This window comes from Sorangium sp. So ce281 (assembly GCF_051527395.1).
Taxonomy (GTDB): Bacteria; Myxococcota_A; Polyangia; order Polyangiales; family Polyangiaceae; genus Sorangium; species Sorangium cellulosum_B.
In genome coordinates this window covers 3504082-3527385 of sequence record NZ_CP150322.1, presented here as the reverse complement: position 1 = coordinate 3527385, position 23304 = coordinate 3504082, and the positions used below count along the sequence as shown (strand labels likewise).

The 23304-nt window shown below is 71.8% G+C and carries 20 protein-coding genes; 8 read left to right on the top strand and 12 right to left on the bottom strand.

What is annotated here, in order from left to right; genetic code table 11:
- The first annotated feature begins 2 nt into the window (after positions 1-2).
- The 4 genes from hypF to hypE are packed head-to-tail and all read left to right on the top strand — an operon-like array spanning position 3 to position 4727.
- A complete protein-coding gene (gene hypF, locus WMF27_RS13450; RefSeq protein WP_437768473.1) occupies positions 3-2330 on the top strand; it encodes a carbamoyltransferase HypF in 2328 nt (775 codons plus the stop codon).
- A 2-nt stretch (positions 2331-2332) separates the two neighbouring features.
- Positions 2333-2578, top strand: coding sequence for a HypC/HybG/HupF family hydrogenase formation chaperone (locus WMF27_RS13445; RefSeq protein WP_437768474.1), 246 nt, complete (start codon positions 2333-2335; stop codon positions 2576-2578).
- Entirely contained in the window at positions 2575-3702 is a 1128-nt protein-coding gene (gene hypD / locus WMF27_RS13440) for a hydrogenase formation protein HypD (protein ID WP_437768475.1), read from the top strand. Before WMF27_RS13445 ends, hypD begins: the two co-directional genes overlap by 4 nt.
- The gene (gene hypE / locus WMF27_RS13435; protein WP_437769856.1) at positions 3699-4727 is read left to right on the top strand and encodes a hydrogenase expression/formation protein HypE; all 1029 of its coding nucleotides are present in this window, start codon (positions 3699-3701) and stop codon (positions 4725-4727) included. The genes hypD and hypE overlap by 4 nt, the downstream gene beginning before the upstream one ends.
- Positions 4728-4976: 249 nt before the next feature.
- Here hypE and WMF27_RS13430 read toward each other — a convergent pair whose 3' ends face one another.
- Positions 4977-5522 (bottom strand): DUF4123 domain-containing protein, encoded by a 546-nt coding sequence (locus WMF27_RS13430; protein ID WP_437768476.1) that lies wholly within the window; start codon positions 5520-5522, stop codon positions 4977-4979.
- A 71-nt stretch (positions 5523-5593) separates the two neighbouring features.
- Here WMF27_RS13430 and WMF27_RS13425 point away from each other — a divergent pair, with 71 nt between their 5' ends.
- Positions 5594-6157 (top strand): hypothetical protein, encoded by a 564-nt coding sequence (locus WMF27_RS13425; RefSeq protein ID WP_437768477.1) that lies wholly within the window; start codon positions 5594-5596, stop codon positions 6155-6157.
- A gap of 42 nt (positions 6158-6199) precedes the next feature.
- The gene (locus WMF27_RS13420) at positions 6200-8617 is read left to right on the top strand and encodes a DUF2169 family type VI secretion system accessory protein (RefSeq protein WP_437768478.1); all 2418 of its coding nucleotides are present in this window, start codon (positions 6200-6202) and stop codon (positions 8615-8617) included.
- Between the two features lie 18 nt (positions 8618-8635).
- On the opposite strand, the gene WMF27_RS13415 is transcribed toward WMF27_RS13420, so the two are convergent.
- The 7 genes from WMF27_RS13415 to WMF27_RS13385 form a co-directional block, all read right to left on the bottom strand.
- A complete protein-coding gene (locus WMF27_RS13415) occupies positions 8636-9460 on the bottom strand; it encodes a DUF4123 domain-containing protein (protein ID WP_437768479.1) in 825 nt (274 codons plus the stop codon).
- A gap of 14 nt (positions 9461-9474) precedes the next feature.
- Positions 9475-9831, bottom strand: a complete 357-nt coding sequence (locus tag WMF27_RS13410; protein ID WP_437768480.1) for a PAAR domain-containing protein — start codon at positions 9829-9831, stop codon at positions 9475-9477.
- Between the two features lie 19 nt (positions 9832-9850).
- Positions 9851-11857, bottom strand: a complete 2007-nt coding sequence (locus tag WMF27_RS13405; protein ID WP_437768481.1) for a type VI secretion system Vgr family protein — start codon at positions 11855-11857, stop codon at positions 9851-9853.
- Positions 11858-12023: 166 nt separating this feature from the next.
- On the bottom strand, positions 12024-12857 hold the full coding sequence (locus WMF27_RS13400; RefSeq protein WP_437768482.1) for a class I SAM-dependent methyltransferase: 834 nt from the start codon (positions 12855-12857) through the stop codon (positions 12024-12026).
- Positions 12854-13264, bottom strand: coding sequence for a hypothetical protein (locus WMF27_RS13395; protein ID WP_437944168.1), 411 nt, complete (start codon positions 13262-13264; stop codon positions 12854-12856). The genes WMF27_RS13400 and WMF27_RS13395 overlap by 4 nt, the downstream gene beginning before the upstream one ends.
- A 427-nt stretch (positions 13265-13691) precedes the next feature.
- Positions 13692-14507 (bottom strand): hypothetical protein, encoded by an 816-nt coding sequence (locus WMF27_RS13390; protein WP_437768484.1) that lies wholly within the window; start codon positions 14505-14507, stop codon positions 13692-13694.
- The gene (locus WMF27_RS13385) at positions 14504-14761 is read right to left on the bottom strand and encodes a hypothetical protein (RefSeq protein WP_437768485.1); all 258 of its coding nucleotides are present in this window, start codon (positions 14759-14761) and stop codon (positions 14504-14506) included. The genes WMF27_RS13390 and WMF27_RS13385 overlap by 4 nt, the downstream gene beginning before the upstream one ends.
- A 207-nt stretch (positions 14762-14968) precedes the next feature.
- Here WMF27_RS13385 and WMF27_RS13380 point away from each other — a divergent pair, with 207 nt between their 5' ends.
- Together WMF27_RS13380 and WMF27_RS13375 are read left to right on the top strand one after the other, a co-directional pair.
- Positions 14969-15241 carry a hypothetical protein gene (locus WMF27_RS13380; RefSeq protein ID WP_437768486.1) on the top strand — a complete coding sequence of 91 codons (273 nt, stop codon included), beginning with the start codon at positions 14969-14971 and terminating at the stop codon, positions 15239-15241.
- Positions 15242-15480: 239 nt separating this feature from the next.
- Positions 15481-17055 carry a hypothetical protein gene (locus tag WMF27_RS13375; RefSeq protein WP_437768487.1) on the top strand — a complete coding sequence of 525 codons (1575 nt, stop codon included), beginning with the start codon at positions 15481-15483 and terminating at the stop codon, positions 17053-17055.
- 232 nt (positions 17056-17287) lie between these two features.
- Here the strand turns inward: WMF27_RS13375 and WMF27_RS13370 are convergent, their stop codons facing one another.
- The 4 genes from WMF27_RS13370 to WMF27_RS13355 form a co-directional block, all read right to left on the bottom strand.
- Positions 17288-19129 (bottom strand): glycoside hydrolase family 43 protein, encoded by a 1842-nt coding sequence (locus WMF27_RS13370; protein ID WP_437768488.1) that lies wholly within the window; start codon positions 19127-19129, stop codon positions 17288-17290.
- Positions 19130-19497: 368 nt separating this feature from the next.
- Positions 19498-20886: a sigma-54-dependent transcriptional regulator gene (locus WMF27_RS13365; protein ID WP_437768489.1), complete on the bottom strand. Its 1389-nt coding sequence runs from the start codon at positions 20884-20886 to the stop codon at positions 19498-19500.
- A gap of 238 nt (positions 20887-21124) precedes the next feature.
- Complete coding sequence (locus WMF27_RS13360) at positions 21125-22519, bottom strand: SGNH/GDSL hydrolase family protein (RefSeq protein WP_437768490.1); 1395 nt, start codon at positions 22517-22519, stop codon at positions 21125-21127.
- A gap of 521 nt (positions 22520-23040) precedes the next feature.
- On the bottom strand, positions 23041-23292 hold the full coding sequence (locus WMF27_RS13355) for a hypothetical protein (protein WP_437768491.1): 252 nt from the start codon (positions 23290-23292) through the stop codon (positions 23041-23043).
- Positions 23293-23304: the final 12 nt, after the last annotated feature.

Here is a 23304-nt window from a genome sequence, read left to right as displayed (position 1 = left end):
CCGTGCCGCGCCTCGCGCTCCGCGTGTACGGCGTCGTCCAGGGGGTGGGCTTCCGGCCGTTCGTGTACCGGCGCGCGTCCGCGCTCGGCCTGCGCGGCTGGGTGCGGAACCGCCCCGGCGGGGTCGAGATCGAGGTGCAGGGGCCGGAGCGCAGCCTGCACACCTTCGTCGCCAGCGTGACCCGCGAGCCCAGCGCGCCCGCGCGCGTCGAGCGCATCGAGATCGAGCGGCGAGCCGAGGAGGACGCCGGTCCGTTCCAGATCCTCGGCAGCGAGGCGGGGAGCGGGGCGCGCCCGTCGGTCCCCGCGGATCTCGCCGTCTGCGAGGAGTGCGCCCGCGAGGTGGACGGCGAGACCGGCCGCCGCCGCCGCTACCCCTTCACGAGCTGCGCGCAGTGCGGCCCCCGCTACACGATCCTCTCGGGCCTCCCGTACGACCGGGCCAGGACCACGATGGAGCGCTTCCCGATGTGCCCCGCGTGCGCCGCGGAGTACGCGGACCCCTCGGACCGGCGCTTCCACGCGGAGCCCATCGCCTGCCCGGCATGCGGCCCGCGCGTCCAGCTCGCCGCCGCAGCCGGAGACCCGATGGAGCCCGGCATTCGGAGCTCCGGGTCGCCTGACGGCGCGCTCCGCGAGGCCACGGCCGCTGTGCTGGCGGGGAAAGTGGTCGCCGTGAAGGGGCTCGGTGGTTTCCATCTGCTGGTCGACGCGACATCCCCGGACGCGGTCGCGCTCCTGCGCCGGCGGAAGCGCCGCGACGCCAAGCCGTTCGCGGTGATGTTCGGCTCGCTCGACGCCGTGCGCGGCGCCTGCCGCGTGTCTCCCGCGGAGGCGGACGCGCTGCGCGGTCCCGAGGCGCCGATCGTGCTGCTGCGGCGCCTCTCGCCCGCCGCCGCGCGGGTCGCCATCGCCGACGCGGTCGCGCCGGGCACGCCGCGCCTGGGCGCGCTGCTCCCCTACACGCCGCTCCACCGGCTGGTGCTCCAGCTCGTCGGTCGCCCCGTGGTCTGCACGAGCGGCAACCTCTCGGACGAGCCGATCTGCACCGACACATCGGACGCGCTGGAGCGCCTGGGCGGCATCGCCGACCTGTTCCTCGTGCACGACCGGCCGATCGTGCGCCCCGTCGACGACTCCGTGGCCCGCGTCGGGCCGGCGGGTATCGAGCTCCTCCGCCGCGCGCGCGGCTTCACCCCGCTGCCTCTCCCGCTGCGGGTCGCCGCCCCGCCGATCCTCGCCCTCGGCGGCCACCTGAAGAGCACGACGGCGCTCTTCTTCGACGGCCAGGTGGTCGTCAGCCAGCACCTCGGCGACGCGCACACCGCGGAGGGCGCCGCGCTCATCGAGCGCACGGCCCTCGACCTCGCGCGCCTGTTCCGGGTGCGGCCGGAGCGCATCGCCTGCGATCTCCACCCCGACTACGCATCCAGCCGCATCGCCGAGCAGCTCGCGGCGGCCTTCCGCGCGCCGCTCGTCCGGGTGCAGCACCACCACGCGCACGTCGCCGCCTGCGTGGCCGAGCACGGCCTCGACGGACCTGTCCTCGGCCTCGCGTGGGACGGAGCCGGCTACGGGCTCGACGGCGCCCTCTGGGGCGGCGAGGCGCTGGTCGTGGACGGGGCGTCGTTCCGCCGCGCGGCGCACCTCCGCTCCTTCCCGCTGCCGGGTGGCGAGCGCGCCATGAGGGAGCCGCGCCGCTCCGCGCTCGGCCTGCTCTGGGAGCTCCGCGGCGAGGGCGCCCGGGACCTCGCGCGCGCCTGGTTCCGCGAGGCCGAGCTGGGCCCGCTGTTCTCCATGCTCGCGCGCGGAACGGGCTCGCCGCGCGCGACGAGCGTGGGGCGCCTGTTCGACGGGGTGGCGGCGCTCGCGGGCCTGCGCGGGGCGGCGAGCTTCGAGGGGCAGGCCGCCATGGAGCTGGAGTGCCTGGCCGAGGCGGCCGGCGAGCAGGCGGGCTATCCGCTGCCGCTGCGCGCCGGCGCGCCGGGGGTGCCGGCGGTGATCGACTTCGGACCGCTGATCGACGCGGTGCTGGGCGATCGGCGTGACGGCGTGCCGCCCGGCGTCATCGCGGCCCGCTTTCACGCGGCGCTCGTGGACGTCGCCGAGGCGCTCGCTGCCACGAGCGGCCTCGGGCGCGTCGTGCTGGCGGGCGGGTGCTTCCAGAATGCGCTCCTCGCCGCGTCGATCCGCGAGCGCCTCGCGGCGCGGGGCATGGAGGTCTACACGCCGAGGCTCTACCCGCCGGGCGACGGCGGCCTGTCGCTCGGTCAGGTCCTCGTGGCCGCGCAGCGCGGCGCCGACGCGGAATCGGACGCGATGGAGATGTGACGATGTGCCTCGGCGTCCCTGGCAAGGTCCTCGGCGTCGCGGGTGGCGACCTCCGGCTCGGCCGCGTCGCCTTCGGCGGGATCGTCAAGGAGATCTGCCTCGCCTACGTGCCGGAGGCGGAGGCCGGTGATTACGTGATCGTGCACGCGGGCTTCGCCATCAGCCGCATCGACGAGGCGTCGGCGCGACGGACGCTCTCGTACCTCGACGAGCTCGGCGCGGCGCGCGAGGGGGAGGAGCCGCGATGAAGTTCATCGACGAGTACCGCGACGCGCAGCGCGTCGGGCCGTACGTGGAGGCGATCCGGCGGGTGGTCTCTCGCCCCTGGTCGATCATGGAGGTCTGCGGCGGTCAGACGCACGCCATCGTCCGCTTCGGCCTGGACGAGCTCCTGCCTCCGGAGATCTCGCTCCTCCACGGCCCTGGCTGCCCGGTGTGCGTCACGCCGGTCGAGCTCATCGATTGCGCGCTCGAGATCGCCTCGCGCCGCGAGGTCACGTTCTGCTCGTTCGGCGACATGCTGCGCGTCCCTGGATCGAGCGACGATCTGTTCGCGGTGAAGTCGAGGGGCGGCGACGTGCGCGTCGTCTATTCGCCGCTCGACGCGCTCGCGCTCGCCGAGCGCCTGCCGGATCGCGAGGTCGTCTTCTTCGCGGTCGGCTTCGAGACCACGGCGCCCGCGAACGCCATGGCGGTGTTCGAGGCGCGACGCCGCGGCATCCGGAACTTCTCGCTCCTCGTGTCGCACGTGCTCGTGCCGCCCGCGATGGAGGTGATCCTCCGGGCGCCGGATCGGCGCGTCGACGGGTTCCTCGCCGCGGGCCACGTGTGCACGGTGATGGGCATCGACGCCTACCGCCCGCTCGCCGCCGAGCACCGCGTCCCCATCGTGGTCACGGGCTTCGAGCCGATGGACATCCTCCAGGGCATTTTCATGTGCGTCCGGCAGCTCGAGGAGGGCCGTAGCGACGTGGAGAACCAGTACGCCCGCTCGGTGCGCGAGGCCGGCAACGAGGCCGCGCAGCGCATGATCCGGGAGGTCTTCGAGGTCGTGCCCCGGACCTGGCGAGGCATCGGGCCCATCGCCCGGAGCGGGCTCGGGCTCCGGGCGCCGTACGCGGAGCACGATGCGGAGCGGCGTTTCGGGGGTTCGGGGCGCAGGGCGCCGCCAGGCGACCCGGAGCCCCGAGCGTTGGCCGACTGCAAGAGCGGCCTCGTGCTCCAGGGGGTGATCAAGCCGCCGGACTGCCCCGCCTTCGGTGCGCAATGCACGCCGGAGACCCCGCTGGGCGCCACGATGGTCTCCTCGGAAGGCGCGTGCGCAGCCTATTACCGTTACCGGAGGGCGGACCCGCCGTGCGGTTCGAGATGAGCTGCCCCGCGGCGCTGCGCAAGAGGACGGTCCAGCTCGCTCACGGCGGCGGCGGGCGGCTCATGCGTGAGCTCATCGAGCACGTCTTCCTGCCCGCCTTCGACAGCGCTCCGCTCTCGGCCCGTCATGACGGCGCCGTGGTGCGGCTCGGCGGCGCGTCCCTCGCGTTCACCACGGACACCTACGTCGTGCATCCGCGCTTCTTCCCCGGAGGCGATATCGGCAAGCTGTCCGTCTATGGCACGGTGAACGACCTGGCCATGACGGGCGCCCGGCCTGCTTACCTGAGCGCCGGCTTCATCGTGGAAGAGGGTCTGCCCATCGGCGAGCTCCAGCAGATCGCGCTGTCGATGGGCGCTGCTGCGGAAGCGTGCGGGGTCGAGCTCGTGACGGGCGACACCAAGGTGGTCGACCGGGGCAAGGGAGACGGCCTGTTCATCAACACCGCCGGCATCGGCGTGGTGCCCGAGGGCGTGGCCATCGCGCCGCGCCGGGTCCGGCCGGGCGATGCCGTGCTCGTGTCCGGCGACGTGGGGCGGCACGGGATCGCGGTGCTGTCCGTGCGTGAGGCGCTGGCGTTCGAGGAGCCCGTGGAGAGCGACTGCGCGCCGGTCCAAGGCCTCGCTGCGGCGCTGATCGACGCGGGGATCGACGTCCACTGCCTGCGGGATCCGACCCGCGGCGGGCTCGCGGCGGTATTGAACGAGATCGCGCTCGACGCGGGCGTCCACGTCGAGGTGGAAGAAGCGCAGATCCCCGTGGAACCTGCGGTCCTCGGGGCGTGCGAGCTGCTCGGGCTCGACCCGCTTTACGTGGCGTGCGAGGGCCGGCTCGTCGCGTTCCTGCCGGAGGCCCAGGCGGAGCGCGCCCTGGCGAGCCTGCGCGACCACCCGCTCGGCCGGGGGGCCGCGCGCATCGGTCGGATCGTCGGCGAGGGAAAAGGGAGCGTTGTCCTGAGGACCCGGCTCGGGACCCGGCGCACGCTCGATCTGCTCTCCGGCGAGCAGCTCCCGCGGATCTGCTGAGGCCGCGGATCGGAGCACGCGAAGCATTCGTGTCGGGCGAGCCATGCGGGGCTCGAGCAACACGGAACGGTGGGTGTCAAGCTCGTTGGCCATTGAGTTGGTCACGACCTCATCACCCGATGTCGTGCGCGCTTCTTACCTATTCTGCTCCATGTCCACCGAAGGAGCGTGCCCCCGCCATGGCGAGGGGCGACGGCGGCGGTCACCTCAGGATGTCGAGCCGGGGTGGTCCCTTCGGGAACACCCGATTCACGCCGGCGCGGCCGCGCGGAGGTCGACCACGGAGCGCGCGAGCTCGGGCCCGGCGCGCCGGAACACGACGAGCTCCCCGCCGTCTTCGCCCTCGACCGCGTAGCGGAGGACGGGACCGAACACCTCGCCGAGCTCGCCGGCGTTGCACGTGGGCAGGTAGGTGCGCAGCACCCGCGGGTCGTAGTAGCGAAAGAACATGGCCGCTCCGTCCGGGCCCAGGACGCGGAGCAGCCGGCGCAGGTGCCGCCGCACGGTCTCGAGGGGAGACGGCGTGGCGAGGAAGATACCCCAGCTCTTCCCCCACCCGAGCCGGAGCAGGCGCCGCGTGAGCTCACCCGATCGCTGGAGCCTCACCAGGTAGGGCGCCACCTGGGCCAGCTCCGGGCCCAGCTCGCCCGCGAGGAGGCAGCAGTGCGGCAGGTCCGAGGAGCGCACCGAGTCGGAGATCGCCGCGTCGCGCGCGCCGTCGAGGACGGCGTAGACCAGATCCGCCTCCGCGCCCCAGAGGTGCTGAACGATTCGATCGAGCGCGGCGCCATCCATCCATCACCTCGCGGCGGCGCCGCCCGGCGCGGCCCCGGGCATGATAACCTGCCTCGGTGCTGCGGCTGCGGTTGAACGAGCGTTTTCTCGACCTTGTCTCGCCGGCGGGCGGCGGGCCCGCGGGGCCGGGCGAGGCGCGGTGGATCGATCTCTTCTGGTGGTGGGAAGAGGCGCCCCCGGGCGATCGCGTGCCGCTCCGCGGCGATCGGCTCGCGGCGCGGCGCTACGTCGCCTCGCTCGGCGCGCGCGCCGAGATCCTGCACGAGCTGCGGCGGTTCCTCCGCGAGGATCGGCCCTGGCTCTCGATATCGCCGGACGATCGCGAGGTGATCGACCACCTCGCGGCCGCGCTCGCGGCGGGACAGGTGCACGTCGCGGAGGCCCCGGACCAGGGTGGCTCCGGGAAGGACCTGGCCCAGCCCGCGCCCTCTCCCGCCGCGGCGGTCCCGGCCCAGCGCCCGCGCGCCGCGGCAGCGCCGGTGGAGGAGCCCGACGACGCGCACGAGGAGCCGTGCTGGCCGTGCCTGCAGCGGGCCGCCGCCTCGGCCCAGGCGTTCCGGGACGCGGCCGCGGAAGGGCTCCCGTTCATCGCGGACAGCCCGCGCGCCGCTGGCGGCGCGGAGCGCCGCGCCTGACCGAATCCAATCGGCCGGAGTGGTGGTACCGTCGGCCCACCTATGGATGTCGTCTCCGACGGGCCGCTCCCCGTCGCCTCGCTCCTCTGGCAGGTGCGCTCCTTGACCTGGGTGCTCACCGTCGTCTGCAAGGCGACGTTCACGCTCGCGCCGGGCGAGTCGCCGCTCGCGCCCGCGCAGGAGCCGATCCGCGAGCGTGACGCGCACCTGGACGACGACCCCGCGCGCAGCCTGATCGAGGCGAGCGACCTCGCGCCGCTGAAGCAAGGGGCCGATGTCGTCCTCGTCGGCCACGCCCACGCGCCCGGCGGCGGCCCCGCGCGGTCGCTGATCGCGCGGATGGCGGTGGGCGAGATCGACAAACCCATTCAGGTGTTCTGCGATCGCCTGTTCACCCAGGAGGGCGAGCTCCAGGAAGGAGCGCCCTTCACGACGATGCCGCTCGCCTACGAGCGCGCCGCGGGCGGGCCGGACACGGACAACCCTGCGGGCATCCATCGCGAGGCGCGCGACGCCCGCGGCAGGGCCGCCGTCCCGAACCTCCTCCCCGTGGATCGGGTCGTGGCCGGCCCGGACGACCCCATCGCGGCCGTGGGCTTCGGGCCCATCGCCCCCACCTGGCCTTTGCGGCGCCGCAGGCTCGGCAGACACGCGGCGGCCTGGTCGTCGGGAGCGCTCCTCTCGAGCCCGCTGCCGGAGGATCTCGATCGCACCTTCTTCAACATCGCTCCGCTCGATCAGCGCCTGCTGCAGCTCCGCGACGACGAGCAGATCGTGCTCGAGAACCTCCATCCTCGCCACCCGCGCCTCGTCACCAGCCTCCCCGGCGTCCGCCCGCGGGCGACCGTCACCGGCCGCGCCGGCGGGCCGCGCGATCTCGCCATGCGCTGCGACACGCTCGTGATCGACACCGATCGCCTCCTCTGCACGCTGACCTGGCGGGGCCAGCTCCCGCTCGCGAGCCCGAAGGAGTCAGGGCAGATCCGCGTCTCGCTGGAGCGGCCCGCGCGGCAGGCGCCCGCCGAGGCGCCCACCCCCGCTGCGGCGGAGCCCCAGCCGCCGCCGCGGGTGGCCCCGGCCGCGCCCAGGGTGAAGCCTCCCTCCCTCGGCCTGCCGAAGCAGACCGTCGACATGCCGGCGAAGTCGCTCGACGCCGTGCAGGCGTCGATCATGCCCTTTCGCGCGGGACCGCCTGCGCCGCCTCCTCCCGAGGCGCCCGCTCTGCGGCCGGCCGCGCCGCCCGATATCCGGCCGAAGCCGAGCGCGACCGAGGGCCAGACGAGCGATCTCACCGAGGAGGCGACGAAGGTGCCTCTCCCCTTCGTCGCCCCGTCCTCGGCGCCGCCGCCCGCCGCCGCATCGAACTCCCCTCCTCCGAACTCCCCTCCTCCGAACTCCCCTCCTCCGAACTCCCCTCCTCCGAACTTCCCTCCTCCGAACTTCTCTCCTCCGAACTCCCCTCCTCCGATCCCTGCCCCGCCGATCGCGAAGGCCTCGCCCGGCGAGCCGGTGAGCCCCTGGGCGGCCGGCGCTCCGCAGCCCGGGTCGAGCGCCATGGGCATGATCCCGCACGCGCCGGCGGCGCCGCAGACCATCGGCGCGATGCTCGCGGGCACGGGCGCGGCAGCGGACGCGAGCGCCGCGTTCGCGCCGGCGGCGGCGCAGCGGGACGCGCTGACGCTCGTGTGGTTCGATCGGAAGAGCGTGCCGCGCATCGTCCGCAAGCCGGCCTGGCAGCGCCTGCTCGACGCGATGGAGGACGAGCCCATCGACCCGGAGGCCGACGATCCGGCCCTCTCCGACGAGCCCGCCGAGATCGAGGACCGGGCGCAGGTCTTCGAGATCCTCGATCGCGGCGCGGCCGCCGACGTCGCGGGCGTGCACGGGGCGCTCGCGCGCGCCGCCGGCAAGCGCGGCATGCCGGTGCCGCCCCTCGAGCTGGTCGAGGGCGAGCTCTCGCTGTCCTTTGACGAAGTGGAGACGCTGAAGGCGCTGGTCTCCACGGCGACGCCGCTCGCGACAGGCGACGACGCGCTCGCGGCGGCGCTCGGGGCCGCCGAGAAATTCCTCGCCACGCCGGGCGTCTCGACAGCGCCCGCCGTCGCCGAGGCGCTGGGCGGGAAGATCCGCGAGGCGCTCGGCCACGGAAAGAAGGGCCGGGTGGAGCTCGCGAACGAGCAGGTGGAGCGCGCGCTGCTGGAGCAGCGGCACTACCAGAAGCGCAAGGTGCTGGGCGGGCCGCACCTGCGCGGCCTCTTGCGCGTGGCGGGAGAGACGCAGCCGCTCGTCATCTACCTGCCGGCCTCGCTCGCCGAGGCGCTGCCGCTCTCGGCGCGCTTCCGGGCGCGGGTGATCGCGGCGGTGCACCCGGCGATGGACGAGCGGGAGGCGGAGCCGGTGGCGCTCCAGGCGGCGGCGCTGGGGCGGGTGGTGCAGGTCAGGCAGCGGCGCGCGTCATGAGGATCCGGACAGGCGCCGTCACGCCCCCCCGAACCGCAGCACCTCTCCCGTCTCGCCCTCGATGACGAACCCGCCGATCTCGGTCCCCACGATCTCGCTCCGCTGCCGCGCCGAGCACGACGGCAGGAACAACCGCAGCACCCGCGGATCGTAGAACCGGAAATAGAGCCCCTTCCCCGTCTCTTCGTCCCTCACGATCAGCGACCGCCGCAACCTCTGCCGCACCTCTCGAAGAGGCCTCCGCCCGGTCAGGTAGACTCCCCAGCTCTCGCCCCACCCCTCGTTCACGAGCACCGGCAGGAGCGCCGACCCCTTCTCGATCCGCACCAGGTGCGGCGCCGCCCGGGCCATCGCCTCGCCCGCGACGCCCTCGAAGAGCGAGCGACTCTCGTCCTCGCAGGCGCGCAGCAGCGTGAGGATGCGCCGCTCGCGGGCGGCGTCGAGGAGGGCGAAGAGCGGCTCCGGCTCGCTCTGCAGCGCCTCCAGCGCGACCGCCCGCGCGGCGAGCAGCTCCCGCGACGGCGGCGGGCGCGGCAGCGCAGGCGGGAGATCGGCGCCCAGGTCGTCGGGCGCGAGCCGCAGCAGGAAGTGGGTTTGCCCCGCGACGACGAGGGCGCCGTCGCCGATCATCGCCTCGGCGACCGCCTTGCCGTCGACCTGCGTCCCCCGGCGGCTCCGATCGACGAGCCGGCACGCGGCGCCGTCCCACGCGATCTCGAAGTGGACCGGCGCCATCTGCTCGTCCTGCGAGATCACGATATCCGCCCGCCCGAGGCGCCCCACGCGCAGCGCCTCGCCGGCCTGGAGGCGCACGCGCCGCCCGGCGAGCAGCCCTGATGTCACGTGGAGCAGCGCCTTCACCCGGCGCCGCCCATCCGGCAGCTCTCGCAATCGAGGAACGGAGTCCCCGACACGGACGCGGCGAGCAACGCGTCGATGGCGGGGGTCGAGCCGATGTTCACCGTCGGACACCCCGTCACGACCGCGCCCTTCGGCGCCGTCTCGTCGCCGAGCCGCGCGGCCATGGCGCCCTCGATGAACACGGTCGCCGACCCCTGGACGATCGCGGCGCTGGCCGGGCACGCGGCGCGATCGCCGACCCGCGCCGCGGGCTGGAAGCCGATGTTCACCGTCCCGGCCGACGAGACGATCGGCGTGGGCCCAGGGTGGGTCTGGCAGGTGTGCAGATCGGTGAGGCGCGCGGCGGCGGGCATGATCTCGCTCCTCCTCGTCTCAGGGAGACGGCGTGTCCTTGGGGTGCGCCTCTTCGGCCTGGAGCGGCGCCTCCGGGTTCGCACCCTGGCCGGCGCCCGGCGCGCCGCCGCTGTTGATGTTGACGATGGATCCCACGATGTCGACGCCCCCCGGGTGGATGTCGATGAAGCCCCCTGGCCCCTTGATGGTGAGCCGCTGTCCGGCCTCGAGCACCAGGGTCGCGCCCGCCTTGATGTGGAGCTGCCCGCCGGCCTCGAGCGCGTGGTTCGCGCCCACGCGCTCGTCCCGGTTCACCGCGACCGTGAGCGACACCGAGCCATCGACGGCCGTTCGCTGGTCCAGCTTCACGTGCACGTGGTCGCCCCCGTGGACGAGCTGCTTTCGCGCGCCCTTCACGACCAGGTGCTCGTCGCCGCCCACGGTGCTCCGCTTGTGGCGCGCGGTGCGCTCGACCTCATCGCGCTTGACGAGCTGGTTCCTGTCGCGCTGCGCCTGCATGTAGACGAGCTCCTGGCCCGCCTGGTCCTCGAACTTGATCTCGTTGTACCCCTCGCCGCCGGGCGACGAGCTGCTCTTCCAGGTGCTCACCGTCTTGTGATCCGGCAGCTTGTACGGCACGAGCTCGCGGCCGTTGAAGGCGCGCCCGGCCACGATCGGGAGATCTGGATCGCCGTCGAGGAAGGCCACCAGCACCTCCTGGCCGACGCGGGGGAGCATGAACATCCCGAACCCGGCTCCCGCCCAGCCCTGGCTCACGCGCATCCAGCACGAGCTGTTGTCGTCGAGCTTGCCCTCGCGATCCCACGGGAACTGCACGCGCACCCGCCCGAGCTCGTCGGTGTGGATCTCGGCGCCCGGCGGCCCCACCACGGTCGCGCTCTGCAGCCCGGGCGCGACAGGCCTGGGCGTCTTGCGCGCCGGCCGGTACGGGACCCTGGGATCGGCGAAGAGCGCGCGCCCGCGCACGCTCCACGGCTCGCCGAGCGAGGCCACGATCTCGAGCTCGGCCGCCATCAACGGCCCTTTTCCGAGCTCCGGGTGCGGGTGCTGATCGACGGCGAAGACCCGGCCGGGGTAGAGGTCGATCACGTTGGCCTCGAAGAGCACGCCGCGCTTGTCGGCGCGCATCGCCGCGAGGACCCGCGTCGAGAGATCGGCTCCGTGCTTCGGGTCGTGGCGGTAAACGCCCTTGGCGTCGCCGATGGGCGCGCCGCCCCCGGCGCTCGCGGCGAGGAACGCGCCGGGCTCGTAGCGGTACTGCTCGTACTTCGCCTCGGGCGCGGGCGCCGGGGGCGCCTCGCCGGTGAGCGCGAACGAGGGCTTGCGGAAGTCGTGGCCGCGGATCGTGCTCGCGCCGGGCCGGACCTCGTGGCCGAGCCGCACCCTGGTGACGAACTCGCGCTCGGCGGTCTCGAGGGGGTTGTCGACGTACGGCAGCGGCGGCCCCGGCCGCAGCGGCTCCGCCTCGAGCTTGTCGCTCAGGGTGAGCTTGGTGTCCGCCCCGCGGTCGGGGAAGGTGTAGGCGATGCCCGCCTCCTCGAGGAGGCGGCTGAGAAAGGCGTGATCACTCTCGCCGTGCTGGACCCTGTACTCGAGCCTGGGGTACGCGCCGCGATCGATCTTCCACGCCGGCTCGATCGCCCACTCGCCGAGGAGCGCGTCGACGATGTCGGGGATGGAGAGGTGCTGGTAGATGCGATGGCCGCGGCGCTGGGTGAGCAGCCAGAGGCGCGGCACGATGCGGAGGTAGTATGTCGAGAGCCCCGTCGGCTCGGCCTGCACCTGCTCCACGTGGCTGCACACGCCTTGCCAGAGCCTGCTGCTCAGCCAGTGGAGGTGCGCGGCGTCGGGCTGGATCTGGAGCGACGCGCTCTGGCCGACGAGCGACTCCAGCTCGAGATCCGAGAGCCTGGACCGGGCCCACACCGAGACGGAGAAGAGCTCGGAGACGGCCTCCTGGACCACGACGCGGCGCACGGAGAGCGAGGCCTCCCCGGACTGGAACGAGAGCTCGAAGATCGACATTCGGATCGGTCCTGGGTGCGAGCGCCGCCGCGGGAGGCTGCGGAGAGCGCAGGGTAGCCCACCTCGGAAAAGAACGGGGCGTGGCAACCAGGAGCATCACGTCGTCCTGGCCCCGAGACCAGACAAACGTCGACGCGATCCGGAAAAATCCTCGAGATTCTGGGAGTCAGCCTTCGCGTCCCCACGAGTGCGCCGGGGCGAGCCGCGCCTCGAACCAGCAGAACGTCTCGCGCACCCGGAACACGCCGCCGTCGCCGTGCTGCTCGGCGAACCGGGAGAGCGCCGCGGGCTCGACGGCCCGCGGGTCGAACCGCTCGTGGGTCGTCGCCTGCCACCACCTCAGCAAGGCGTCCAGCGTCGGATACACGTGAATTCCATGCTGCTCCTCCAGGCGGACCAGCTGCAGCCCGGCGCCCTCGACGTGGTGCGCGAGCGCCGCGGCGTCCTCGAAGGCGAAATCCCGCAGGATCTTCTCCCCCGACGGGTCGGCGAGCCGCGAGAGCTCCCCGACGAGCGCGGGGAGCGAGGAGACGCACTGGACGAGGATGCGCCCCGCGGGGCGGAGCAGGTCGCGCATCAGGCGGAGGACCGCGCGCTTGTCGCGGATCCAGTGAAACACGAAGTTCGAGAAGACGAGATCGAAGGGGCGGCCCCGGGCGACCTCGCCGAGGCCCTCGGCCGCCGCCACCTGGAACTCCAGGTTGGGCGCGCCTGCGGTGCGCCGGGCGAGCGCGATCCGCGCCTCGTCCGGATCGATGCCAAGGACGCGCCCGTCGGGGCCCACGAGCTCGGCGAGCTGCCGCGTGAGGCCGCCGGTGCCGCAGCCGAGGTCGAGCACGAGCTCGCCCCGCCTCACGCCGGCGAACGCGATGAGGCGCTCGCCGCGACCCCTCTGCCAGAGGCTCCCTCTCCGGTAGGCCTGCGCGGCGCTCGACGCGGCCACGGCGTGCCTCCTGACGCCGACGTCCTTGTCGAGGCTCCGAGGAAGAGCACGTCTCATCGCGCACCCCCGTGGTCGAAGCGCGCGGTGATGAAGTAGCCGGAGCCCCGGACCACGTTCGCCGAGTGCGGGACGCCCGGCGGGATCCAGATGCTCGTGCTCTCGGTGACGTGGTGGACGCGGGAACCGAGCTCGACGCGGTACTCGAGGCCCGCGGGATCCGGGAGGATCAGGTTGATCTCCGGGCCGTCGTGGGTGTGCAGCGCCGTGTAATCCCGGCGCGCCGCCTCGGCGCTGTCCACCCGATGAATCGCCAGGTGAACCGGGAACCCCGCGGCGAAGAACCTCCGGATGCACTCGACGTCCTCATGGAACGCGACCGAGGACAGCGGGCTCGGCACGTTGGCGCAGAGGACCGCCTCGTCGAGCCGCTCCTCGACAGAGAGGGACCTCGTGAGGAGATTCATTGTCGTCATCGGTATCGGTCCAGACATCATGGCGCTCAGCTCCGTGTGATGGCGCGGCGGCGCCGCGCGCCCGTGGACGGGTGTCGCGAGCGAGCGATCACGCAACGCGCGTGCCGCCTGGCGCGCCCTCCCCGGCGTGACGTCCCTGGGCGCAGCGCAAGCGCACCGACGCGGCAAATTCGACCCCGATGGGCGGCCGCGGCGCGCGCCGGGCCGACGGCTCGACCTCTGCGCCGGGCGAGCCGCCGTGACATGTCACGCCCGACAGCGTGACATGTCACGCCCGACAGCGTGACATGTCACGCCCGACAGCGTGACATGTCACGCCCGACAGCGTGACATGTCACGCCCGCCGTCACGCTCTGGCCGTGCCATCGCGCGCCGCCGGGGCGCTCTGTGACCCGTGGCGAGCACCGCGCCACCGCCGTCAGTCGGTGATCGTCTCGTATTGGAGCATCGTCCCGCACGCCGCCGCGAAGTACCCGAGGAGCAACATCATGTCCACGCCTGGCCCGAACGCGGTCACATTCGCCGAGGAGAAGAACGCGAACAGGATGTCTCCCACGGCCATGAGCGCGCAGCCCGCGAGCAGCGATCCCCAGATCGCCCACACCTTGCCGCCGCGGAAGGCGCGCGCGATCCGCAGCATCACCAGCGCGGGGACGAGCGCGATCAGATCGAGGATGGGATACGCGATGTTGATGAGCCGCTCGCCGAGCGGCACCGGCGCGCGCGCGATCGGGGCGAGCAAGGGATAACCGACGATCGCCATCGCCGCCGCCGCGCCCGCGGCGATGCCGAGGTGCTCGCGCGCGCTGCCGACGGGGAAGCCGGACGCGCGGTACACGAAGACGAAGCGCACCGACGCGGCGATCAGCAGCGCGTACCCCAGGAGGAACGCGGCGTCCGCGATCGACGGCAGCGGCGCGGGCGCGCGCGCGACGAGGGGATAGTACACGAGCCCGACCTGGCCCAGGGTGAAGAGCGCGAGCCACGCGCCGAGCAGGAACCACGGGCCGCGCGCCGGGTTGTCGCGCTCGAGGCGCGCGGCGCTGCGCAGGCCGAACACGGCGGCGACCGCGAGGCACGCGAGCCGCACGAGCGGACCCACGGCCTCGACGACCGACATCGGGAGGAGCCGCTCGGAGAGCTCGGCGGCCTGCGGCACGAGGCGCGGGACGTACACCGCGCACACGATCGTCACCACCACCGGCGCCACGCGGCGGACGGGGACTCGCGTCATGGAGCTCCTCCCTGCGCCCCGATCGCGGCGCGCGCCTCGTCGAGGATCCGCTGGGCCTTGTCGCGCCCGACGAACACGCCGAGCCCCGGCGCGACAGCGGCCAGCAAGCGCTCCACGTCGGCCGGGGAGAGGCGCCCGTGCTTGAACCCCAGCTTGTCCGCCTGGCTGCACACGGCCGCGCGCGCCATGTTCTCGCCGAGGTACGGCGCGAGCACGTGCACCAGCTTCTTGATGACCTCGTCCGCCGGGAGCATCGCCCTCAGCAGCGACGCGCCATGGCGGCCGGGAGCTCGCCCTGACGGACGACGTGGATGGTCATGGGGGCGCTCGCAAGGTAGCTCGCGCCGCGCGAGAGGGGCAACGAGGCAAAGGACGCGCCCGCGCTCCGCCCCACATGCTCCGTGACGATCGTGGAGAGCTCATCGAGCTTCCCGCGCCCGAGCCGGCGCTCGAGAGCCGCGGTGTTCGCGCCGCAGCGCAAACGCGATACCCTCCTTCAGGGTTTGAAGCGTCACGAGATCGCCGAGACCGACGCCCTGTTCGATCAACGACTGCGCGATCCGCGGCTGGACGCCGGTGAGCACCACCTGGGCGGGGCTGCCTCCACGCGCTGCCTCTCGGTCGGGCAGAAACGGGCAATTATGGCCTCACTGAACAGGATCAACCGGCGATACAGCTTCACTTTTCCAAGAGGAAGGCGGATGGCGCACGGAACCCTCGATCACCTGGGGTGAGCGGTGATCACCCTTGACTTATTAAAAACTCTTTACTTTCCCCTCCCCCGCGGCTCATCCAACGACGGCGATGATCGTTTTGGAGCAAATTTACACCCGCTTCTCTGCTCGGAGGCCTCGTGCTACGCCAATGTCACCGGCGGTTGGCCGATGCTCCATCTGGCGTCCGGCTCAGCGGCTGCGCGGAAGCATGCGCCCGGAACCCAGCGGTCCGGCATCCAGCGGTAACGAGGAGCACCATGCGAATCAACGATCAGGCAGGTCCGTCCACCGTGTCATTGGGCAAGATGTCTCAACGCACGTTCGGTTTCCTCTCGTGCGTTACGGCGTTGCTGCTGGGCGCCTGTGGCGGCGAAGACCCCGACGTCGGGGGCTCTGGTGGAGCGGGCGGCGGCATGTCGTCCGCCTCCACCACGACCTCCTCGTTGACCGGCACCAGCGCCGGCCCCAGCACGAGCGGCGCCGGCGCCGGCGACCCCTCCACCTCCGTCGCGACCACGGGCTCCTCCTCGTCGACCGGAGATCCCGCCGGCGGCACCGGCGGCTCGAGCGGGACGGGCGACACGCACCCGAAGGATCATTGCGTGGATGGGTACGATCCCCATCCCAGCGACGCGGCGATGAAGGACGGCGCGGCGGAGTTCGTGAAGAGCAACCAGATCGATCTCACGGTTCAGCCGGAAGTCATCTCCTGGATGGAAGAGAACGAATGGCAAGCCGCCCACTTCGAGTGGCACAGCATCCGGCGCTGCAATGGCGGCATGGGCATGAGCAGGGTCAATATCTGCAAGTCGGCGGTCCCGGTCCCGTCGGACCAGGAGTGCAAGACGACGGGCGACGGCTACCAGTTCCTCGCCATGCACCGGCACATGATCCAGTCGCTGAAGCAGCTCTGGCCGAAGCACTCGGAGCAGTTCGAGGGCTTCAAGAAGTTCCCCACGACGGCGGAGGAGCTGCCCCAGCAGTGGAGATCGGACTTCAGGCCCTGGAGTTCCACGACGCTCGCCAACGCGAAGATCGGCGACGAGATCGACAAGCCGGAGAACCTGAGCCGCTTCCCGGACGAGGGCGCGCTCGGTATGTGGCTCCAGTGCTTCGCCGGCCAGGCCATCCCGGGCACCAACCAGCAGGCCAGCGGCCTTCACGGCGATCTCCACTTCAAGTGGGTGCGCCCCCAGAACACCGACCACGGCCTCGGCAACCAGTTCACGAACATCGACAACTACATGTTCTGGAAGCTGCACGGCTGGATCGACAACGTCTGGGAGAAGTACCGTGTCGCCAAGGGCATGTCGCCCACCGACCAGAAGCTGAAGGACGCGGTGGCCGCCCAGTGTTACGAGATGGACGCGATCGCTCAGGTCATCAATCCCGACCTGAAGCCGGATCCGGATCCGGGAAATCCCCTGCCCGAGGAGTCCGGCGTGTTCCATGAGACCATCCGTCCGATCTTCGAGAGCGCGATCCACAAGTGCAGCGGTTGCCACGCTGCGCCGTCGACCGGTCCCCAGGCAGGTCTGTCGCTCGGCGGCGACATCAGCTCGACGGACATCGTCGCGGGCCTCGTCAACAAGACCGCCAAGGGCGGCGGGCAGTTCAAGCTCGTGGTCCCGGGAAATCCGGACCAGAGCTGGCTCTACCTCAAGGTCGCAGGGACGGCCGGGAACGCCGGATGCAGGCCTTCCGCCGGAGGCACCTGCCAGACGGGCGTCATGCCGCAGGCCGCGGACGGCAAGCCGACCGTGACGAGCGCTGAGCTCGCTGCCCTCCGCCAGTGGATCCAGAGCGGCGCGCCCGCGCCGACGAGGAACTAGACTCGCCCCGCTCGGCCTCCCCCACGGCCCGCTCGCCCCTGCGCCGGCGCGGCCCCTGGGGGGCAACCCCCCGTCAAGGCACGCCTCTCCATCGTCATCGATGAACGCCGCCGGCTCGATGCCACCCCCTGGGGTGCGCGAGCCGGCGGGCGACGCAGCGCGCCCTCGAGCGGGCCCGTGGGGCGCTCGCGCTCGGCCACGCGGATGACCATGCAGGCGGCCGGCTCGCATCTTACGGCTTGGTTACCTCGAAGGACGCGACCTTCACCGAGCCGCCCAGAGACTGTGTGGCGTAGTTGAAGATGCCGAACCGGTAACCGAGGAAGTACTGCCAGTTCTTGTTCATGTTGAGCGTGTTGCCCAGGTTGGTGAATCGGGCGCCGTCCGTGCTGTAGGAGAAGCGCGCTTGCGCGCCGCCGTTGTCCGAGCGGACGTTGGCCTCCACGCGCAGCCAGATCGTGTTGCCGGACGCCTCGGCGGAAGCCACCTCGGTGCCCGTGCTCGTCGTGGCCCAGGAGGTGTTCATGTTGACGCCGTTGGTCATCACGACGCGCGCCGCCCCGTTGGTCTTCTTGACACCGATCCACGCCGACACGTCGCGCAGCGCAGCGAGGCCGGCGACATCGCCGTTCTGCATCTTGCTATGATCGAGCTCGATCGTCGCGATCGACACGGGCCCTTCGACACGGCGCGTCAGCGTGTTTCGCGCGGCGTACAGGTCGTTGGTCACCGTCGCGGCTTGCAGGGTCAGCCCGGCCCCGGACGACCACTTGGTGCTGTCGGGGTTGTGGTTCCACTCCCACTCGGGGCGCAGGGTCGCCTCCGCGAAGGTGTCCTTGGTCGTGGGCGGCTTCACTCGGTTCGATCCGCAAGGCAGGTTCGGGAAGGGGTACGTACCTCCCCATTTGCCGTCCACCAGGGTGAGCGAGGGCCATCCGTCGGTCCAGGTCATCGGGGCCATCACCGGGATGCGGCCAGCCGGGTACGAGTCGTTGAAGCCGAGGTAGTACCAGTCGCCGTTCTGCGTCTGGACGACGCCGCCCTGGTGCGGGGACCCGCCGGAGCCCGGAGCGCCGGCGTAGGGCAGCTTGACCGCGAAGGGCCGCAGCTCGTAGGGGCCGAAGGGCCCGCTCGTCGAGCGGAGCACGTACTCACCGTTCGCGTACTGCGTGGTGAAGATGTAGTAGTCTCCGTCCTTCTTGATGATGCGAGAGCCCTCCAGCGGTCCGGAGATGTTGCCCGGCGTCTGGAAGACGACCTGATTCTTGACCTGGCTGAAGCCGTCTGCGCTCAGCTGCGCCACGCTGATCGTGTTGTTTCCGTAGGCCACGTACATGGTGTCGTCGTCGTCGATCAACAGCCCCATGTCGTAGTAGCAGCCGCCCTTGTGCTTCTCCCACGGGCCTTCGGGGGACTTGGCCGTGAAGACCCAGCCGCCGCCCTTGTTGTGCATGCAGCCCATCCAGTAGAAGGTCTTGTTGCTCTTCCGGTACTGGAGCGTGGAGGCCCAGATGCCGTTCACATACGATCTATCCCGGCCCAGGTCGTACGACGGGTCGACGTCGAGCAGAGGAACGGAGTGGGAGACGTATTCCCAGTGGACCAGATCGTAGGAGCGGAGCAGGGGCGCTCCAGGCGCATGGTGGAAGGTGGACGCCGTGTAGTAGTAGGCGTCGTCCACGCGAATGACCTCCAGATCGGGGAGGTCTTGCCAGAGGAGAGGATTGGAGTAGGTCTCGGGGCAGACGGCGGGGGCGCTGCCGCCGTCGCCGCCGTCACCGCCGCCGCCGCCGGCGCCGGGGTCGCCGCCCCCGGACGCGGCCGAGCTTCCGCTGGCGCTCGTCGAACCGCCGCTCGTCGTTTGCCCATCGCTCCCGCCCGAGCCGCTGCTGCTCGAAACGCCCGGTCCAGGGCCGGTCGTCGCGCCCGTGGCGCCGCCGCCGCCATCACCGTCGCCGCCCTGCGACTCGCCGCTACAACTTGCGAGGAGAGCGAGGAGACAGACAGCGGACGCCGCACCGCCTGCACGTCGGTTGAGAGAGCGGGTGTTGGTAGATCGGGAAGGGAAGTGCATGGTGATGCCCTGATGAAGAGGTGTCAGCGAGAGCGCGCGGTGCACCGCTGTCAAAAAAAGAAAAACGAACGCGTCGAGGCGACGCGGCTCCCTGGTCGGGACGACCCGGCGTGGTCGCGCGGTCGCCGCCCGGAAGCGTTCGCCCGAAAGTTTCGGGAAAATTCACAGGGAGGCAGGGAGACGGGGAGTAAAATTCCACCGACTCCCCGTCTCCCCGCCTCCCTGTTCAATTTCCCGCGAAAAATGCCCAGCCCAAGGGAGGCTTTGTCAGGTCGCCGCCCTGCCCGAGCGCGCCTGAGTCAATTGTGAACGTTCACATTCCACCAGTCAACCAAAATTGACGGGGGCGCGCCGCCGGCGGCGGAGGCTCAGGAGCGCGGCCGGGGGATCCCGAGCCGCTGCCGCCGCTCCCACAGCGCCTTGCGGCTGATGCCGAGGCGGCGGGCGATCTCGGTCTCCGTCAGCTCGTGCTGGTGCTCGAGGACGAAGCGGCGGAAATAGCCCTCGAGAGAGTCGGACGGGGGCTCTCCCTCGTGCGCGTCCGCGGCAGGCGCGGGCGAAGGCGGCGGCGGGGGCGCGTCGAGCCCGAGCAGCTCCAGCCCGATCTCGCTCGCATCGGCGAGCACCATCGCGCGGTGAACGGCGTTCTCCAGCTCCCGGATGTTGCCCGGCCAGGGGGCCGCCGCGATGGCGGCGCGCGCCTCCGGCGTCAGCGTGAGCGGCGCGCGGCCCATCGCCCACGCGCGCCGCCGGAGCAGCGACTCCGCGAGGCGCACGGCGTCGCCCGGCCGCTCGCGCAGCGGCGGGAGGCGGATCTCGAGGACCCGCAGCCGGAAGTAGAGGTCGCTCATGAACGATCCGTCGCGCGCCATCGCCGCGAGATCTCGGCGCGTCACCGCGATGAGGCGCACGTCGACGCGCCGGGCGCGGGTCGCGCCCACGCGCCGCACCTCGCCCGTCTGGAGGAAGCGGAGGAGCCGCGCCTGGACCTTGGGCGGCAGCTCGGCGATCTCGTCGAGCAGCAGCGTCCCGCCCTCCGCGGCCTCGCAGAGCCCCGCGCGCGCCGAGATCGCGCCGGGGACGGCGCCGCGCTCGTAGCCGAAGAGCTCTCCCTCGATCTGCCCCTCGGGGATGGCCGCGCAGTGGACCGGGACGAACGCCAGGTGCCGGCGCGGGCTCAACCGGTGCACGGCGCGGGCGAGCGTCTCCTTGCCCGTGCCGCTCTCGCCGAGGACGAGCAGCGTCGCCTCGCTCGGGGCGACCTTGCGCACCCGCGCGAACACCTCGCGCATGGCCGCAGAGCCGCCGACCATGCCCTCGAGCTCGTCGTCTTCGGATGTAGGCGGCACGGACGGCGCGGGCGCCGAGGCGCGCGGCGCGACGTCGGGGAGCGCGCTCCGCTCCGATCGCGCGCCGGGGAGATGATGGTCGAGGAGGGCGACGAGCTCGGCATGATCGAACGGCTTCGACAGGTAATCCGCGGCGCCGCGCTTCACGGCGTCCACGGCCGCCTTCACCGTGGCGTAGCTCGTCATGAGCACGACCGGCGCGCCGCCGCACTGCCCGACGAGCGCGGTGCCCGGCGCGCCCGGCAGGCGCACGTCGGCCAGCACCAGATCGAACGCGCGCAGATCGTGATCCGCCGAGGCATCCTCGACCGACCCCGCCTCGATGACGTCGTGCCCATGACGAACGAGCAGCCGCCGGAGCTCCGTCCGGATGACGACCTCGTCCTCGACCAGCAGGATCCGGCTCACGGCGCCACCTCGAGCCCGCGCATGGGACAAGGCTACTCAGGACCGGTGCGGCTGAATACGTGAGGACGCATGACGCAACGCACCAACGATGACGGCTCAGTTGTCCAGGTTACTGATCGCAGCGCCATGCGAGGACCGAGGCGCATTCTCCGCCGGAGAAGCGGGGGGCTTCACAGGGCGCGCAGGGGCTCCGAGCTCCGCGCGCCCGATCGGGCGCCCCCCACGATCGGCCTGCGATTTATGGCTTGGGGACGAACAGCAGGAGGTCAATGGAATTCGCCATCGCCTCCAGACCGGCCGAGTTCAGGTGCAGCCCGTCGCTCTCGAAGTTGAAGTCAGCTCTCAGCTTGGCGGGATCCTCGGGGTCGGCGACCGCCGGCTCGAAATCGATGACGCCGTCGAACTTGCCGCTCATGCGGATCCAGGTGTTGACCGCCTGGCGCGTGGCCTCGTGCTCGTCGGTGTAGTACTTGTTGCCCTTGAACTGCGTGATGGGCGCTCCGTAAACGAGCATCCCCTTGTCATGCGCCTTGGTGATGAACTCGCCATAGGCCGCGATCAGGCCGTCGCCGACGGGCGGCGCGCTGTCGGTGCCGATGTCGTTCGTGCCGATGAACGTGATCAGCCATTTCGCGCCGCGCTGGTCCAGGACGTCACGCTGGAAGCGGGCCTTGGCGGTCGGCCCGAGCCCGCCGGCGAGCACGTTGCCCCCGCCGATGCCCAGGTTCAGCACGGCGACCTGCTGGGTCCCCTGATTGGAACGCAGGCGGCGAGACAGGAAGTCCGGCCAGCGGGTGTTCATGTCCGTGATCGAGCCACGGCCATCGGTGATCGAGTCACCGAGGATGACGACCGCCGCGGCCTCGGGGACCGCATCGACGTCGAGGCCCGTGATGTAGTACCAGTGCGCCGTGGACACAGGGGAGGTCAGGTTCGCCGCCGAGACCCCGTTGCCGGTCTGGATATACGAGTTGGTCCGCGAGCCCGGGTGTCCGGTGATCCCGGCCGGCACGGCGCCGAACTTGATGGTCACCGCCATCTTGGTGAGGGGCTTGATGGTGTACTCGATCGGATCGGAGAAGACCGTCTTGCCCACCGGGATGGTCACCGCATCGGCCCCCGCGAACTTCAGGGCATGATCGGTGGCCACGTTGATGCCGTCGGCGGTCGTCGACTCCGCGATGTGGACCGACTCCATGGTCACCGGTCCGTCGCCGAACTCGTTCGAGAGCAGCAGTCGCACGCCCTTGCCGCCGATCGACGTATAGATCACCTGGCGCAGCGTGTTGTTGGCCAGGCCCGGCGCGGGCGGGTTGTTGCCCTCCTCGGTCAGCTGCGGGCCGGTCGTCCACGTCCCGACCCAGTGCGCCTCCGCCGCGCCGCCGGCGCCACCGCCGCCATCGCCACCCCCCACGCCCGTGGCCCCGCCGCCGCCGGTGGCGCCGGCGCCGCCGCCTCCGGTGTCGCCGCCACCAGCGCCGCCGCCGCCGCCGGAGGCGTCACCCCCGCCGGAGCTCGCCGCGCTGCTCGAGCTGGACGTCGAGCTGGACGTGCTGCTCGACGTCGTGGTGTCCGTGTCATCGCCGCAGCCGGCGACAGCCAAAAACAGAAGAGCACAAAGAATTCTTCGCATGGTCCTCGACGCTCGAAAGATTGCTGTGTTCGCGATCGTTCGAATTGCCCCTCGGCGCACCGCCCCCGATCAGCAGCTCCTTCAGCGCATTCGAACTTTCGAGTTTCCTTGATTTCAGCCGATAGCGCGCCGGTTCGCTCGTGCGCACAGCGTCGCCCGGATCGAGCCCGGATCGAGCGAAGAGCTCGTCTGGATGGCTGCGCTGCCCACCGTCGATGTCCGGAGGCGCGCGGGAGAGCGCGGGCCGATGCCATGCCCCTCACACGCGCCATCGAGTGTGTCACACGAGGACTCGAACTACTACACGGTTCATCGCCGGGAGAACGCCCGGGGCGCGCCGTCCGGCCAGGTGACGTTACGTTCGGTAACGCTTCGACGCGCTCGCGTTACGTTCGGTAACAGCCAGCGCGACGCGTCGTCTAGGCGCTTCGGCCCATGACCCGAGGCCGCCGCGGGTCGCGCGTGCGGCGCTCCGGCCAGCCCGCCGCCGGGCGGCTGGCGGAATGACCTGGCGGCGGGGGTCAGGACGAGCGCTCGGCGGGACCGGCTGCGAGGGCCTCGTGCACGGCCTCGCGCGTCCCGGTGCCGGCGAGGAGATGCCACGCTCGGAGCGTCGGCAGGTCGCGCATGGCCTCCACGGCCAACCGCAGCGGCGGCGGCATGGGGCCGAACCGAGCCTCGTAGAGCTCGATCGTCGCCTGCGCCATCCCTTGCGCGACCCCCTGCGTGCGTCCCTGCTCGATGAATGGCTCGACGAGTTCCTGCGTGGTCATCACGAACTCCTC

What these genes read in the sequence shown, in the direction of transcription:
- WMF27_RS13400 (WP_437768482.1), bottom strand. Translation starts at nt 12,857, where the DNA reads ATGAGACGTGCTCTTCCTCGGAGCCTCGACAAGGACGTCGGCGTCAGG.
- WMF27_RS13385 (WP_437768485.1), bottom strand. Translation starts at nt 14,761, where the DNA reads ATGCTCCCGGCGGACGAGGTCATCAAGAAGCTGGTGCACGTGCTCGCG.
- WMF27_RS13410 (WP_437768480.1), bottom strand. Translation starts at nt 9,831, where the DNA reads ATGCCCGCCGCCGCGCGCCTCACCGATCTGCACACCTGCCAGACCCAC.
- WMF27_RS13430 (WP_437768476.1), bottom strand. Translation starts at nt 5,522, where the DNA reads ATGGATGGCGCCGCGCTCGATCGAATCGTTCAGCACCTCTGGGGCGCG.
- WMF27_RS13390 (WP_437768484.1), bottom strand. Translation starts at nt 14,507, where the DNA reads ATGACGCGAGTCCCCGTCCGCCGCGTGGCGCCGGTGGTGGTGACGATC.
- WMF27_RS13360 (WP_437768490.1), bottom strand. Translation starts at nt 22,519, where the DNA reads ATGCGAAGAATTCTTTGTGCTCTTCTGTTTTTGGCTGTCGCCGGCTGC.
- hypD (WP_437768475.1), top strand. Translation starts at nt 2,575, where the DNA reads ATGAAGTTCATCGACGAGTACCGCGACGCGCAGCGCGTCGGGCCGTAC.
- WMF27_RS13405 (WP_437768481.1), bottom strand. Translation starts at nt 11,857, where the DNA reads ATGTCGATCTTCGAGCTCTCGTTCCAGTCCGGGGAGGCCTCGCTCTCC.
- hypE (WP_437769856.1), top strand. Translation starts at nt 3,699, where the DNA reads ATGAGCTGCCCCGCGGCGCTGCGCAAGAGGACGGTCCAGCTCGCTCAC.
- WMF27_RS13355 (WP_437768491.1), bottom strand. Translation starts at nt 23,292, where the DNA reads ATGACCACGCAGGAACTCGTCGAGCCATTCATCGAGCAGGGACGCACG.
- WMF27_RS13395 (WP_437944168.1), bottom strand. Translation starts at nt 13,264, where the DNA reads ATGAATCTCCTCACGAGGTCCCTCTCTGTCGAGGAGCGGCTCGACGAG.
- WMF27_RS13445 (WP_437768474.1), top strand. Translation starts at nt 2,333, where the DNA reads ATGTGCCTCGGCGTCCCTGGCAAGGTCCTCGGCGTCGCGGGTGGCGAC.
- WMF27_RS13370 (WP_437768488.1), bottom strand. Translation starts at nt 19,129, where the DNA reads ATGCACTTCCCTTCCCGATCTACCAACACCCGCTCTCTCAACCGACGT.
- WMF27_RS13375 (WP_437768487.1), top strand. Translation starts at nt 15,481, where the DNA reads ATGCGAATCAACGATCAGGCAGGTCCGTCCACCGTGTCATTGGGCAAG.
- WMF27_RS13420 (WP_437768478.1), top strand. Translation starts at nt 6,200, where the DNA reads ATGGATGTCGTCTCCGACGGGCCGCTCCCCGTCGCCTCGCTCCTCTGG.